Genomic DNA, 14924 nt, shown 5'->3' with positions numbered 1-14924 from the left:
AGCTCTTCCAATTGGCGCGACCGGCCCCGGATTGCGCTCCACTTTATCCGGGCTAGGTTCGCAGGCCAGTCGACGAGCCCGGATCATGACGACATTCCAGGAAGCGCGCGCGTTTTTGCTAAAGCACCGCACGGATTACGAGACAGCGGTCAAAGGTTTCCGCTGGCCCGATCCGGCTCCGTTCAACTGGGCGCTCGACTGGTTCGACGCCGAACTGGCGGCGAACGCGGAAGCTAAGGACCGCCCCGCACTTTGGATCGTCGACGCCGCGCAGGACCGGCACACAAAATTGTCCTTCGCTGCGCTCTCGAAGCGCTCCAACCAGGTCGCCAACTTCCTCCGCGCGCAGGGTCTGAAGCGCGGCGACCACCTCTTGCTGCTGCTCGGAAACGTTGTTCCGCTGTGGGAGACGATGCTTGCCGCGATGAAGCTCGGCGTCGTCGTGATCCCCGCGACCACGCTGCTCACCGCCGACGAGCTGCGCGACCGGCTTGAGCGCGGCAAGGCGACGGCGGTGGTCGCCGCCGAGGATCAGGTCGCAAAGTTTGCGGGCCTTGGTGCCGAGAATATCGTGCGCATCGTGGTCGGCGCAGCCTCAGGCGGTTGGCTTGCGTATGACGAGGCGGCAAAGGCTTCCGAAAGCTTCACGCCGGACGGTCCAACCAATGCCGACGACCCGATGCTGCTCTATTTCACCTCGGGCACGACGGCAAAACCAAAGCTCGTCCGGCACAGTCAGCGCAGCTATCCGGTCGGCCATCTCTCCACCATGTACTGGATCGGACTGAAGCCCGGCGACATTCACCTCAACATCTCCTCGCCCGGCTGGGCCAAGCACGCCTGGAGCTGCTTCTTCGCGCCGTGGAATGCCGGCGCCACCGTGTTCGTGGTCAACCAGCCGCGCTTCGACGCGAAGGCGCTGCTCGCCACCATCGGCCGTTGCGGCGTCACAACGCTGTGCGCGCCGCCGACGGTGTGGCGGCTGTTCATCCAGGAGAACCTTGCCTCGTTCAAGGTGGCCTTGCGCGAGGTCTGCGGCGCGGGCGAGCCGTTGAACCCTGAAGTGATCGACCAGGTGCAGGCCACCTGGGGTCTCACCATCCGCGACGGCTACGGCCAGACGGAAACGGCCGCGCTAGCCGGCAACTCGCCCGGGCAGAAGATCAAGGTCGGCTCGATGGGTCGGCCATTGCCGGGCTATCGCGTGCAGATCAGCGATGCCGACGGCCATCCGGCGAAGGAGGGCGAGGTGACGCTGGTGCTGGGCGCTGATCGCCCCGCGGGCCTGATGCAGGGTTATCAGGGCGATGACGGCAAATTGTCGGGCGCCGAGGGCGCGCTCTATCGCAGTGGCGACGTGGTGTTCGCGGATGAGGACGGCTATCTCACCTTCGTCGGCCGCTCCGACGACGTTTTCAAATCCTCCGACTATCGCATCAGCCCGTTCGAGCTGGAGAGTGTTCTGCTGGAGCATGAGCTGGTCGCGGAAGCCGCGGTGGTGCCGAGCCCCGATCCGATCCGCCTCGCGATCCCCAAGGCTTTCGTGCTGCTGACCTCGGGCGCGGAACGTTCGCCGGAGACCGCGCTGTCCATCTTCAAGCACCTGCACACGCGCCTAGCGCCGTTCAAACGCATCCGCCGCCTCGAAATCGTCACCGAGCTGCCGAAGACGATCTCTGGAAAAATCCGTCGCGTACAGCTACGACGGCTCGAACGCGACGATGATCGCAGCGATCCGCTGCGCGGCCGGGAATTCCGCGAGGAGGATTTTCCGGAGCTGCCGAAAACACGGAGTGAGACCTAAGTGAACGAAGTCTGGAAGAAGCCGCCGATCACGCTCGAGGCCTATCAGGCTATGGTCGGCAAGGAGATCGGCGTGTCCTCGTGGCACCTGATCGATCAGCCCCGTATCGATACCTACGCCGACGTGATCGAGGATCACCAGTTCATCCACGTCGATCCGGAACGTGCGAAGAAAGAGACCGCCTTCGGCACCACGATCGCGCACGGCTTTCTCACGATGTCGCTGCTGTCGATCATGTCCTACGAGGTGATGCCTGTGATTGCGGGCACCACGATGGGCGTGAATTACGGTTTTGACAGGCTGCGCTTCATCTCGCCGGTCCGTTCGGGCAAGCGCGTCCGCGGCCGTTTCGTGCTGGCCGAAGCCAAGCTGCGCAAGCCGAATGAATTGCAGTCCCGCACCAACGTCACCGTGGAGATCGAAGGCGAGGACAAGCCGGCGCTCGTCGCCGACTGGCTTGGGTTGATCTATTTCGCGTAGGCTCGAGGCGTCGTTGCCGGGCTTGACCCGGCAACCCATCGCTGGTCAAAAGCTGACCAAAGCGAGGTGCTACCCTCTCCCCCTGTGTGTTCGGACCGGGGACATAGTGGACGGGTGTTCGGAGACATCGTGGACACTTTCGGCAGCGAATCAAGGAGGCTGTCGGATGCCGTTCCGCGAGGTATCTCGGATGGACGCGAGATTGGAGTTTGTGATGTTGGCCTCGGAGGAAGGAGCCAATGTTCGGCAATTGTGTCGTCGGTTCGGCATCAGCCCGACGACCGGCTACAAGTGGCTGGAGCGATGGCAATCGGCCGGGATCAATGGGCTTCAGGAGCAGTCGCGTCGACCGCAGCGTTCGCCGGCGCGCAGTGTTGCGGCGATCGAGGATGCCGTGCTCTCGGTGCGAGCCGAGCATCCGGCTTGGGGTGGGCGCAAGATCGCCAGGCGACTGAAGGATCTGGGGCGGGACGCCGTTCCGGCGCCTTCGACGGTCACGGCGATCTTGAAGCGACATGGGATGGAACTGGGCAAGTTCGGCGGCGGTTCGCCCGCCTTCACCCGTTTCGAGCGGTCGCGGCCGAACGAGTTGTGGCAGATGGACTTCAAGGGCCACGTGGCCTTGCATGTCGGCCGGCTTCATCCGCTGACCGTGCTCGACGATCACTCGCGCTTTTCGGTGGCACTGGCGGCGTGCGCCGACGAGCAGACCGAGACGGTCAGGCAGCATCTCATCGCGGCTTTCCGCCGTTACGGCCTGCCCGAGAGACTGATCACCGACAACGGCTCGCCCTGGGGCGACGGTCCGGGCAGCCCATTCACCCCGCTCGGGGTTTGGCTGATCGAGCATGGCATCAAGATCAGCCATTCGCGGCCCTATCATCCGCAGACCATGGGCAAGGACGAACGCTTCCACCGTAGCCTCAAGGCCGAAGTGTTGTCGGCTCCTTCCTTCACCGATATTGCCGCCGCCCAGCGTGCTTTCGAGCGATGGCGCACGGTCTACAACACGCAACGGCCGCACGAAGCGCTCGAGCTCGCCGTGCCGGCCAGCCGCTATCAGCCGAGCCCGCGCGACTATGTCGAGACCGTCGCACCCTTCGAATACGCACCAGGCGACGCCGTGCGCCGCGTCCAACAGGGCGGGCACGTCAGCTTCCTCGGCCGCAACCTCAAAGTCCCCAAGGCCTTCCGCGGCAAAGCAGTCGCGTTCCGGCCAACCACACAAGACGGCGTCTTCGACGTCGTCTTCAGAACCCAGCTCATCGCAACCGTCGACATCCGGCCTCTCGACGGAACGACCGAAAGTGTCCACGATGTCTCCGAACACCCGTCCACTATGTCCCCGGTCTGAACACTGTGGGAGAGGGTGCCTCGCGGAACGCGAGGCGGGTGAGGGGTCTCTCTCCGCGAGCGGATCTGCCGAGAGAGACCCTCATCCGGCGCTTCGCGCCACCTTCTCCCACAAGGGGAGAAGGGAAGAAGAATAGAGACCTTAACTCATGGCAATCAGGTTCGACGGACGCGTCGCCATCGTCACCGGCGCAGGCAATGGTCTCGGACGCGCGCATGCGCTGGGTCTCGCCAGCCGCGGTGCAAAGGTCGTCGTCAACGATTTCGGCGGCGCGCGTGACGGCACCGGCGGATCGCTGTCGCCAGCCGAAGCCGTGGTCGAGGAGATCCGCAAAGCCGGCGGCACCGCGATGGCCGACGGCGCCGACGTCTCCAATTTCGAGCAGGTCACCGCCATGGTCGAGCGCGCCACCAAGGAGTGGGGCAGCGTCGATCTCTTGTGCGCCAATGCCGGCATCCTGCGCGATAAGTCGTTCGGCAAGATGGAGACGTCCGATTTCCAGAAGGTGCTCGACGTGCACCTCGTCGGCACCTTCTATTGCTGCAAGGCGGCCTGGGCCGGCATGCGCGACCGCAATTACGGCCGCATCGTGCTGACGACGTCGTCCTCCGGCCTCTACGGCAATTTCGGCCAGGCCAACTACGGCGCGGCGAAATCAGGCATGGTCGGCTTGATGAACGTGCTCGCCGAGGAGGGCCGCAAGAACAACATCCGCGTCAACATCATCTCGCCGACGGCGGCGACCCGCATGACCGAAGAGCTGCTGCCGCCGCAGGCGTTGCAACTGATGAAGCCCAACGCGATCACGCCCGCGGTCGAATACATGCTGAGCGAGGATGCGCCCACCCGTACCATCATGGGTGCCGGCGCCGGCTCCTTCGCCGTGATCAAGATTTTGGAGAGCGAGGGCATCAACTTGCCGGAGAGCGAGTGGACGCCCGATGCGGTCGCCGCACATTTCGCCGAAATCAGCGACATGTCGAAGGCCAAGGCGCTGCAAGGCGCGTTTGAGCAGACGCAGAAGTACGTGGCGCAGGCCGCGGCGCGGGCGGGGATCAAGCTCTGACCGACATCGCCGTCATTGGCGCCGGTCCCGCCGGGCTGATGGCGGCGGAGGTGCTGGCGCAGGGGGGCGCCCGGGTCACCGTCTATGACGCGATGCCGTCCGCCGGCCGCAAATTCCTGATGGCCGGTCGCGGCGGGCTCAATCTCACCCATAGCGAGCCGTTGCCGCAGTTCATGGCGCGCTATCGCCAGGCGGCACTGAGGCTGCAAGCCGCGATCGAAGCGTTTCCGCCGGACGCATTGCGCGCTTGGAGCGAAGCGCTGGGCGAGCCGACCTTTGTCGGTACCAGCGGGCGGGTGTTTCCTAAGGCCTTTAAGGCCTCGCCCTTGCTGCGCGCCTGGCTGCGGCGGCTCGATGCTGCCGATGTCAGGTTCGCGTTTCGTCATCGCTGGAGCGGTTGGGACGGCGAGGGGCAGCTGCGGTTCCAAACGCGCGATGGGATGCTTGCCGTTGCGGCCGACGCCACCGTGCTGGCGCTCGGTGGCGCCAGCTGGCCACGCCTGGGCTCGGATGGTAGCTGGGCGATGATCCTGGCCGACAAAGGTATCTCGGTCTCCCCGCTGCGGCCTGCCAATTGCGGCTTCACCATCGCATGGTCCGATGTTTTTCGCGCGCGTTTCGAGGGCCACCCGCTCAAGGGCATTGCGCTGAGCTTCGGTCCGCTCAGCCTTCGTGGCGAAGCGATCGTCACGCAGGCCGGCATCGAGGGCGGCGCGATCTATGCGCTGTCGGCCGAACTGCAGGAGGCTATCGCGGTGAACGGCGAAGCGCTGCTGCATATTGCTCTGCGCCCCGATGTCGATCAAGCCGAACTCGTCAAGCGTCTGTCGCCATCGCGCGGCAAGCAATCGTTCTCCAACTTCCTGCGCAAGACTGCGCAACTGTCGCCCGTCGCCGTCGGGCTGCTGCAGGAGGCTGTGATCGGTGCGGGGCAGTCGCTGTCGGCAATGTCGCCCGAGCGATTGGCCGAGCTCATCAACGCCGTGCCGATCAAGCTCACCGGCGTGGCGCCAATCGCGCGCGCGATATCGAGCGCCGGCGGCATCTCGTTCGAAGAAGTCGACGCGGATTACATGATCCGCAAGCTGCCAGGCGTATTCGCCGCCGGCGAGATGCTGGACTGGGAGGCACCGACCGGCGGGTATCTGCTCCAGGCGTCGTTTGCGACCGGTGCCGCCGCGGGCAGGGGCGTGCTGGAGTGGCTCAAGCGCTAACCATCGTCATTGCGAGCGCAGCGAAGCAATCTAGAATCCCTCCACGGAGGTAATCTGGATTGCTCCGTCGCTTTACTCCTCGCAATGACGGTCGAGAGCGGAGCGCTCCTACCTCAACTTCCCCCGTGCCGCCACCGGCAGCGTGCCGATGATCTCCTCGCCACGCACCATCAGCACCTCGTCCATCATGTTGACGACGACGCACACGTGGTTCGGCACGATGCGGACGACGTCGCCGACATTCGGGCGGGTGTTGCTACGGGACAAATCGAGGAAGCCGTGCTCTTCGGCGAACTTAGCGATCTTGGCCTCGGGATGCTCCAGGATCAGGCCGTGGCCGTCGAGCCCGCCGGTGTCCGTGGTCAGCGTCTTCGAGCCGGCGTCGAGAATGCCGCGCTCGGGCGCGGCGCGGCTCACCACGGTCGAATAGATGTGCAGCGCGCAGTCGTCCCAGGTGGCCGAGCCGGCCGCGACCTGCATGCGGTCGTTGTAGATGTAGGTGCCGAAGCGATGCTCGGTGCCGCCCTTGAGCTTGCCGATATTGACGAGGTTCGGCGTGCCGCCGGTCGAGACGATCTTTGCGTCCAGCCCGTGCGCGCGCACGCCGGCCAGCGCCTCGTCGTAAAACTTCTGCGCCTCGGCCCAGCCGGTCTCGGTCGGATATAGCATGAAGCCGGCGAACTGCAGGCCCTTGGACGCGGCGATCTCGCGCGCCAGCGCGATCGCCTCGGCCGGCGTCTCGACACCCGCACGCTTGCGGCCCGTATCGCACTCGACCACGACCGAGAGCGGTCGGCCCGACGCTGCGGCCGCCTTGGGTAATCCCGCCACGACCGTGGAATTGTCGGCAGCGACCGTCATGTTCGCCTTCGCCTGCAACGCGCCGAGGCGTGCCATCTTTTCGTCGCCGAGCAGGTTGTAGCTGATCAGGATGTCGTCGATGCCGGCATTGGCCATGATCTCAGCCTCGCCGAGCTTCTGGCAGGTGATACCCTTGGCGCCGGCCGCGACCTGCATCTTGGCAATCGTCGGGTTCTTATGCGTCTTGATGTGGGGGCGGTTGGCGATGCCGGCATCGTCGCAGGCTTTCTGAATGCGCGCGATGTTGCGCTCAACCCTGTCCATGTCGATGACGGCGCAGGGCGTGCCGTATTCGCGGGCGATTTTTGCGGCGAGGGGAGTGGTCATGATTTAAGCCTGCTCTATTTCTTCGCGAAGCATTTCGAGTTCGAGCCAGCGCTCTTCGGCGGCTGACAATTCTTCATGCGCCTTGGCGATCGCGGCCGAAGTATCGTCGAATGTCTTGCGATCCTTGGCGTAGAGGTTGGGATCGTCCAGGACGCGCTGCAGCTTTGCGATATCCGCCTGCAATGTTTCCATCTTCTTCGGCAACGTTTCCAGCGCGTGCTTCTCGTTGAAGCTCAACTTCCGTTTCGGCGTCGACGCTGGAGCAGCAGTGCGCTCTTCCTTCTTCTCCGCGGCCGGTTGCGCCTTGGCCGTCTCGCGCTTGAGGTCCGCACCGCGCTGGCTCAGCATGTCGCTGTAGCCGCCGGCATACTCGATCCATTTGCCGTTGCCCTCAGGCGCGATCACAGAGGTGACGACGCGGTCGAGGAAGTCTCGGTCATGGCTGATCAGGATGACGGTGCCATCGTAGTCGCCGAGCATCTCCTCGAGCACATCGAGGGTATCGAGATCGAGATCGTTGGTCGGCTCGTCCAGCACCAGGAGGTTCGACGGTTTTGCCAGCGCGCGGGCCAGCATCAGCCGGCCGCGCTCACCGCCGGAGAGCACCTCGAGCGGCGTGCCGCGCTGCTCCTGCGCGAACAGGAAGTCCTTCATATAGCCGACGACGTGCTTCGGCTTGCCGCCAACCATGACGTGGTCGCCACGGCCGCCGGTCAGTGCTTCCGCCAGCGTCGATTTGGGATCGAGGCTTTCCCGGTGCTGGTCGAGCGTCGCCATCTCCAGATTGGCGCCAAGTCGCACGGTGCCGGCGTCGGGCTGTACGCCGCCGGTGAGTAGGTTGACCAGCGTGGTCTTGCCGGCGCCGTTCGGCCCGATGATGCCGAGCCGGTCGCCGCGCTGGATACGGGTCGAAAAGCTCTCGACGATCTTCCGCTCGCCATAGGCCTTGCTGATGCCCTTGGCCTCGATCACGAGCTTGCCGGATTGCTCCGCTTCCGCCGCCGCGAGATTGGCGCTGCCGGCGGTGCCACGATAGTTGCGGCGCTGGGCGCGCAGCGCATGCAGATTGGCGAGTCGCTTGACGTTGCGCTTGCGCCGTCCGGAGACGCCGTGGCGCAGCCAGTGCTCCTCGTTGACGATCTTGCGGTCGAGCTTGTGCTGGTCGCGCTCTTCTTCCGCCAGCACCTCGTCGCGCCAGCTCTCGAACGAGGCGAAGCCGCGGTCGATCTGCTTGATCCTGCCGCGGTCCAGCCAGGCGGTCGAGCGCGAGAGATTGGTGAGGAAGCGACGGTCGTGGCTGATCAAGACCAGCGCGCTGCGCCGACTGTCGAGCTCCTGCTCCAGCCATTCGATAGTGGACAGGTCGAGATGGTTGGTGGGCTCGTCCAGCAGCAATATGTCGGGCGAGGGCGCCAGCACGCAGGCGAGCGCGGCGCGACGCGCCTCGCCGCCGGAGAGATTGTGCGGGTTCTCGTCGCCGGAGAGGCCAAGCTGCTCGAGGAGGTAGCGCGCCTGGTGATGGTCGTCGCCCGGTGCAAGGCCGGACTCGACATAGGCAAGCGTGGTCTTGTGCTCGCCGAAGTCAGGCTCCTGCGGCAGGTAGCGGACGGTCGCGCCGGGCTGCACGAAGCGCGTGCCGGAGTCGGGCTCTACGAGGCCGGCTGCGATTCTGAGCAGCGTCGATTTACCCGAGCCGTTACGGCCGATGAGGCAGACGCGTTCGCCTGGCGCGACATTGAGTTCGACGCCCGACAGCAGCGGCGTGCCACCGAAGGTCAGCCTGATGTCCTTGAGTTGGATCAGCGGGGGCGCCATCGTCAGCCCTGACTCGTCGCGGCCTGGTCGGCGCGGCGGCGCTGGATCCGGCGCAGCGTCTGGTCGAGCGCCGAGAGGAAGGCGGAGCGGTCGCGCGGCGAGAACGAGCGTGGTCCGCCGGTGACTTCGCCCGCGGAGCGCAGATCCGTCATCAGGTTGCGCACCGCCAGCGTCATGCCGATCGATTCTTCCGTGAACGGCTTGCCATTCGGCGCGATCACGTCGGCACCCACCTTCACGCAGCGGCTCGCCAGCGGGATGTCTGATGTCACCACGACGTCGCCGGGTTTGGCGCGTTCCGCGATCCAGTCGTCGGCCGCGTCCATGCCGCTACCTGCGGCAATACGCTCGATCAGCGGGTCCTGCGGCACACGAATGAAATTGCCGGCGACCACGCTCACGGGCACGCCGTGCCGGATCGCGACGCGATAAATCTCGTCCTTCACCGGACAGGCGTCGGCGTCGACATAGATGCGGGTGGGAGTGTCGGTCATTCGCCGCGTGGTACCCCATTCGGGCCGCAAAGGCGAGGGGATTGACCGCTGTTCCCCGGGGCCTACGATTGGCCTCGAAACAACAAGAATACAGGGAAGATGCCCCATGCCGAACCGGCTCGAAACCTACCGCGTCGAGGCCTACAACACCGCCAAACAATCCGAAAACAAGATGCATGACGACAATGTGGCGCGCCGCTTCGGCTTCTCCGGCGGGCTGGTCCCGGGCGTCGATGTCTTCGCCTACATGATGCACGTGCCGATCGCGCGCTGGGGGCGCGATTTCCTCAGCCGCGGGCTGGTCGAGGCGCGCTTCATCAAGCCGGTCTATGACGGCGAGACCGCCGATGTCGACGCCACCGAGCACAACGGCCTGCTCACGATCGAGGTGTTCAGCCGCACCGAACTTTGCGCGACGGGGACAGCGTCGCTGCCGGCGGAGGCGCCGGCGGTGTCATTGGGTGACTATGTCGAGGTCCCCGCCGTCGCCGAGCGCAAGCCGGTCAGCCCGGCAACGTTCGAAACCGGCAAATGGCTCGGCACGGCGCCGCGCCGCTGGGCCGGACAAGCGGCGACAGAATATCTCGCGGACATCAGGGAGACCGACCCGATCTTCGCGCGCGAGGACCTCGGCCATCCCGGCCTGATCCAGCGCATCATGAACCGCGTCCTCGTCGACAACACCATTTTGGGCCCGTGGATCCACGTCGGTAGCCGCATGCAGCTTCTGTCCGCCGCGCGCACCGGTGACGAGATCACGGCACGTGCGAAAGTCACGGCCAATTACGAGAAGAAGGGCCACCGCTTCGTCGAGCTCGACGCGCTGGTCATCGCCAACCGGACGACGCCGATTGCGCATTGTGAGCACACCGCAATCTACCAGCCGCGCGAGCAGGCGGCGGCGTAGTGGAGGCAAGCCTGTCACCACAAACGCGATGTCATGCCCCGGCTCGACCGGGGCATCCAGTACGCCGCGGCCCATCCGTGAATCGCGACTGCCTCGGAGTACTGGATCGCCCGATCAAGACCGGGCGATGACGTTTGTGCGTATGGCCGCGGCGAGTAACCGTCTGCGAAAAGAGCCTCTTACGCTGCCTTTGCCTTCGCGTCCTGAATCGCGCGCCACACGCGTTCCGGGGTCAGCGGCATGTCGATGTGCTTGATGCCGTAGTCGGAGAGCGCATCGAGCACGGCGTTCACCACCGTCGACAGGCTGCCGGCGCAGCCGGCTTCGCCGCAGCCCTTGCTGCCGAGCGGATTTGTGGTGGCGGGCACCGGGTGGTCGCCGATCGTCATGTTGGGAACGTCCTCCGCGCGCGGCAGGGCGTAGTCCATCAGCGAGCCCGTGATTGGCTGGCCGCTCTCGTCGTAGCGGATGTGCTCCATCAGCGCCTGACCGATACCCTGGACCACGCCGCCATGGAGCTGGCCTGCGACCAGCAGCGGGTTGATCACCGTGCCGAAATCGTTGACGGCGCTGTAGCGCACGATCTGCACGACGCCGGTCTCGGGGTCGATCTCGACCTCCGCGACGTGACAGCCGTTCGGGAACGCCGAGGCGACCGGTTCGCTGGTGTGATCGACGTCGAGCGAGTCGGGCACGCCCTCCGGTACCTTGCCGTCATGCAGCTTTTTCGCCAGCTCCATGATGTCGATGCTGCGGTCGGTGCCGGCGATCGTAAAGCTGCCATCGGCGAACTCGATGTCGGCTTCGGACGCTTCGAGCATATGCGCTGCTGCGCGCTTACCTTTCTCGATGACGAGCTTTGCCGCCCCTACGATGGCCTGGCCGCTCGCGGTGATCGAGCGCGAGCCGCCGGTGCCGTTGCCGGTGTGGACGATGTCGCTGTCGCCCTGCACGAGCTTGACGCTCTCGAAGGGGACGCCGAGCTGCTCGCATAAAACCTGTGCGAACGGCGTCGCATGGCCCTGGCCGTAGTCCAGCGTGCCGGTGATGAGCTGCACGGTGCCGTCGGGATCGAACACGATCTTCCCGAGTTCGGGGCTCGGCGGCGCGGTGACCTCGAGATAGGAGCCGACGGCGATGCCGCGCAGCTTGCCGGCCTTCTTGCTCTCCTTCTTGCGCTTGGCGAAATTCTCGTGGTCGGAGATTTCGAGCGCCTTGTTGAACACCGCCTGGAAGTCGCCGCTGTCATAGGTGACGCCGGAGGAGGCCGGGAACGGCATCTGGTTCGGCTTAATGAAGTTGCGCTTGCGCAGGGTCAGCCGGTTGATGCCCATCTCGTCGGCAGCGCGGTCGATCAGCCGCTCCATGTAGTAGTTCGCCTCGGGCCGGCCGGCGCCGCGATAGGCGCCCATCAGCGTGGTGTTGGTCAGCACTACCTTGATATCGACCCCCATCAGCGGCGTGCGGTAGACGCTGGAAAAGTTCTTGCCAGTGTTGAGCGAGAGCGGACCCGGCGCGACGCCGGTGATGTAGGCGCCGACATTGCCGTAGCCGGACAGTCTTGCCGCGAGGAAATGCCCCTCGGCATCGAGCGCGAGCTCGGCGTGGATCTTCTGGGCACGACCGTGGCTGTCGGAGAGGAAGCTGGTGGAGCGCTCGTCGAGCCACTTCACCGGCCGTCCCAGTGCCTTCGCCGCGTACAGGATGCACATGTATTCGGGATAGTTGATGTTCTTCATGCCGAAGGAGCCGCCGACATTGGCGGTCAGGATGCGCACCTTTTCGTTCGGCACCTTCAGGTTCTTGGCGAGATTGGCGCGGTTGCCGGCGACGCCCTGCGTCGGCACCTGAAGCGTGTAGCGCTCGGTCTTCTTGTCGTAGGAGGCAAGCCCAACGCGCGGCTCCATCGAGACCACGGCGACGCGGGTGTTCTCGATATCGATCTTGGTGACGTGGGCGGCGCTGGCAAAGGCCGCGTTGACCTTGTCAATGTCGCCATAGTGGTAGTCGAGCGCGACATTGTGCGGGATGTGGTCGTAAAGCTGCGGCGCGCCTGGCTTGGCCGCTTCCTCGGGATCGGTCACCGCGGGCAGCGGCTCGATGTCGAGCTCGACCGCTTCGGCGGCATCGCGCGCCTGCGCCAGCGTCTCCGCCACCACGAAGGCGACGGGATCACCGACGAAGCGGACCTTGTCAGTCGCCAGCGGCTGGCGGTTGGTCTGGAGCAAAGGCGAGCCGTCACGGCTCTTCAGCGGCAGGCCACAGGTGAAGGGGCCGTAGCCGGCTGCATCGAGGTCCTTGCCGGTCCACGCCCCCAGCACGCCCGGCATCACCTTGGCGGCATCAAGGCCAATGCCGCGGATAATGCCATGGGCATGGGTGGATCGGACGATCACGGCATAGGCCTGCCCGGGCAGATTGAAATCGTCGGTGTAGCGGCCCTTGCCGCGCACCAGCGTGTCGTCCTCCTTGCGGCGGACCGGTTGCCCGACGCCATATTTTTGCAGTGCAATAGCGTTCTCGAGCGTGGACGATTTGGTGTGTTCTTGCATGGAATCGACCTGAAAAGCCGGCATTTGCGCGATTTCGCGGGCGCCTGGAGGGGGCCGGAGCCTACTCAGATAACCCACGACCCCGTTCACGACAACGCACGAATGGACATGGTCCCATGTGATGCGTTGTTGCGCAGGCCTGCCGCGCTGCTAATGTTTCAGGCGAAAAAGCAATTCCAGACCGGCCCGACCGGCCGCGGAAAGACAGTTTGTATGAATGACTACACGCGGCTCCGCGACGGCCATGGGCCGCACGGCGAGCTGGAGGGGTCGATGGCGGCCGTGGCGTTGGCCACCGATCCGCGCGTCGGCGCGCAAGCGCCGGGACCCGGCGTCTATGCGGCGCTGGACCTCGGCACCAACAATTGCAGGCTGCTGATCGCCTGTCCGACCCACGATGGCTTTCGCGTGGTCGATTCCTTCTCGCGCATCATCCGGCTCGGCGAGGGGGTTTCGGCGACCGGCTCGATCAGCGAGGCCGCGATCGAGCGCGCCATCGCGGCGCTCAGCATCTGCCGCGACAAGATCAACCTGCGCAAGGCACGCCGGCTCCGGCTGATCGCGACCGAAGCCTGCCGTGCGGCCTCGAACGCGGAAGGGTTCCGCAGCCGCGTCGCGGCCGAGACCGGGATCGAGCTCGAGGTGATCGATCGCGAGACCGAGGCCTCGCTCGCCGTACTCGGCTGCTCGCCGCTGGTCGACCCGAGGGGGCGCGGCGCCATCCTGTTCGATATCGGCGGCGGCTCGACCGAGCTGGTGCGGATCGAGCGCGACCCGGAGAATCCGGAACCGCGCATCAAGGCCTGGATGTCGATCCCATACGGTGTGGTCACGCTCGCCGAGCAGTTCGGCGGGCGCGACGTGACGGCTGAGATCTATGCCGCGATGGAGCAGGAGGTCGCGAACCACGTCGCACCGTTCGCGGAGGAGCACGGCCGCGATCTCACGGACATGCACCTGCTCGGCACGTCGGGCACGGTGACGACGCTCGCCGGCATCCATCTCAACCTGCCGCGCTACGACCGCCGCCGCATCGACAGTATCTGGATGAACGATGCCGACATCACCGCGACCATCAACAAGCTGCTCGGCATGAGCTACGAGGAGCGCGCCAACAACAGCTGCATCAGCGTCGAGCGCGCCGACCTCGTGCTGGCCGGCTGCGCGATCCTCGATGCTATCAGGCGCGCCTTTCCACTGCCGCGCCTGCGCGTGGCCGACCGGGGCCTACGTGAGGGCATGCTGGTCGAGATGATGCGCGAGGACGGCGCGCTCAGGAGCTGGTGAGAATGGCCAAGGACACCACCGGCCGCTTGCACGTCCAGGTCAAGACCGGCGGCAAGCGCAAATTGTCGTCGAAGCTGTGGCTAGAGCGGCAACTCAACGATCCCTATGTCGCCAAGGCCAAGGCGGCGGGCTATCGCTCGCGCGCCGCGTTCAAGCTGCTGGAGATGGATGACAAGTTCCGGCTCTTGAAGCCCGGCATGGCCGTGGTCGATCTCGGCGCGGCGCCCGGCGGCTGGAGTCAGATCGCCGCCAAGCGCGTCGGCTCCGCGGAAGGCAAGGGCAAGGTCGTCGCGATCGATCTGTTGGAAATGCCGGAGATTCCCGGCGTCGATTTCGCGCAGCTCGACTTCATGGAGAACGACGCGCCCGACAAGCTCACCGCGATGCTCGGCGGCGGCGCCGACGTCGTCATGTCCGACATGGCCGCCAACACTACCGGCCACCGCAAAACCGACCAGCTCCGCATCGTCGGTCTGGTCGAGACCGCGGCCGCGTTTGCCTGCGACGTGCTCAAGCCCGGCGGGACGTTCCTGGCAAAAACCTTCCAGAGCGGCGCCGACGCCGAGTTGCTCGCCCAGCTCAAGCGCGATTTTGCGACGGTGCGCCACGTCAAGCCGGCCGCGAGCCGGCAGGATTCCTCGGAGCGTTATGTGCTCGCGACGGGATTCCGCGGTGAGGCGAAAGCATAACCACAAGCTCTGTCATTCCGGGTTCGCTCCGAATCTCCTTATGGCGCCGTGCAGGCCGCAAAAAAGAGCCCCGC

General features: G+C 65.4%; 12 protein-coding genes. 8 read left to right on the top strand and 4 right to left on the bottom strand.

Annotation, left to right across the window (positions count from 1 at the left end; translation table 11 throughout):
* Positions 1-85: 85 nt before the first annotated feature.
* From P6U29_RS24660 to P6U29_RS24640, 5 genes are all read left to right on the top strand, one after another.
* Positions 86-1804: an AMP-binding protein gene (locus tag P6U29_RS24660; protein ID WP_407112703.1), complete on the top strand. Its 1719-nt coding sequence runs from the start codon at positions 86-88 to the stop codon at positions 1802-1804.
* The gene (locus P6U29_RS24655) at positions 1805-2284 is read left to right on the top strand and encodes a MaoC family dehydratase (protein WP_407112702.1); all 480 of its coding nucleotides are present in this window, start codon (positions 1805-1807) and stop codon (positions 2282-2284) included.
* A 166-nt stretch (positions 2285-2450) separates the two neighbouring features.
* Entirely contained in the window at positions 2451-3638 is a 1188-nt protein-coding gene (locus P6U29_RS24650) for an IS481 family transposase (RefSeq protein WP_407112701.1), read from the top strand.
* A 148-nt stretch (positions 3639-3786) separates the two neighbouring features.
* Positions 3787-4704, top strand: a complete 918-nt coding sequence (locus P6U29_RS24645; protein ID WP_407112700.1) for an SDR family NAD(P)-dependent oxidoreductase — start codon at positions 3787-3789, stop codon at positions 4702-4704.
* Positions 4705-4742: 38 nt separating this feature from the next.
* The gene (locus P6U29_RS24640) at positions 4743-5918 is read left to right on the top strand and encodes an NAD(P)/FAD-dependent oxidoreductase (RefSeq protein ID WP_407112699.1); all 1176 of its coding nucleotides are present in this window, start codon (positions 4743-4745) and stop codon (positions 5916-5918) included.
* Positions 5919-6026: 108 nt separating this feature from the next.
* On the opposite strand, the gene P6U29_RS24635 is transcribed toward P6U29_RS24640, so the two are convergent.
* The 3 genes from P6U29_RS24635 to P6U29_RS24625 are packed head-to-tail and all read right to left on the bottom strand — an operon-like array spanning position 6027 to position 9415.
* A complete protein-coding gene (locus tag P6U29_RS24635) occupies positions 6027-7106 on the bottom strand; it encodes a D-TA family PLP-dependent enzyme (RefSeq protein ID WP_407112698.1) in 1080 nt (359 codons plus the stop codon).
* 3 nt (positions 7107-7109) lie between these two features.
* Complete coding sequence (locus tag P6U29_RS24630) at positions 7110-8921, bottom strand: ABC-F family ATP-binding cassette domain-containing protein (protein WP_407112697.1); 1812 nt, start codon at positions 8919-8921, stop codon at positions 7110-7112.
* A gap of 2 nt (positions 8922-8923) precedes the next feature.
* Entirely contained in the window at positions 8924-9415 is a 492-nt protein-coding gene (locus P6U29_RS24625) for a YaiI/YqxD family protein (RefSeq protein WP_407112696.1), read from the bottom strand.
* A gap of 106 nt (positions 9416-9521) precedes the next feature.
* Between P6U29_RS24625 and P6U29_RS24620 the strand changes: the two genes are divergently transcribed.
* Positions 9522-10322: a hypothetical protein gene (locus tag P6U29_RS24620; RefSeq protein WP_407112695.1), complete on the top strand. Its 801-nt coding sequence runs from the start codon at positions 9522-9524 to the stop codon at positions 10320-10322.
* Positions 10323-10501: 179 nt separating this feature from the next.
* Here P6U29_RS24620 and P6U29_RS24615 read toward each other — a convergent pair whose 3' ends face one another.
* Positions 10502-12874, bottom strand: a complete 2373-nt coding sequence (locus tag P6U29_RS24615) for a xanthine dehydrogenase family protein molybdopterin-binding subunit (RefSeq protein WP_407112694.1) — start codon at positions 12872-12874, stop codon at positions 10502-10504.
* Between the two features lie 213 nt (positions 12875-13087).
* Here P6U29_RS24615 and P6U29_RS24610 point away from each other — a divergent pair, with 213 nt between their 5' ends.
* Positions 13088-14161 (top strand): Ppx/GppA phosphatase family protein, encoded by a 1074-nt coding sequence (locus tag P6U29_RS24610; RefSeq protein WP_407112693.1) that lies wholly within the window; start codon positions 13088-13090, stop codon positions 14159-14161.
* A 2-nt stretch (positions 14162-14163) separates the two neighbouring features.
* Entirely contained in the window at positions 14164-14850 is a 687-nt protein-coding gene (locus P6U29_RS24605; protein ID WP_407112692.1) for an RlmE family RNA methyltransferase, read from the top strand.
* Positions 14851-14924 lie beyond the last annotated feature (74 nt).

Origin of the sequence: Bradyrhizobium sp. LMG 9283, assembly GCF_045571415.1 — a bacterium.
In the GTDB taxonomy this organism is placed as follows: domain Bacteria; phylum Pseudomonadota; class Alphaproteobacteria; order Rhizobiales; family Xanthobacteraceae; genus Bradyrhizobium.
Note: the sequence above shows the minus strand (reverse complement) of the source record. Positions and strands in the feature narration are given on the sequence as shown.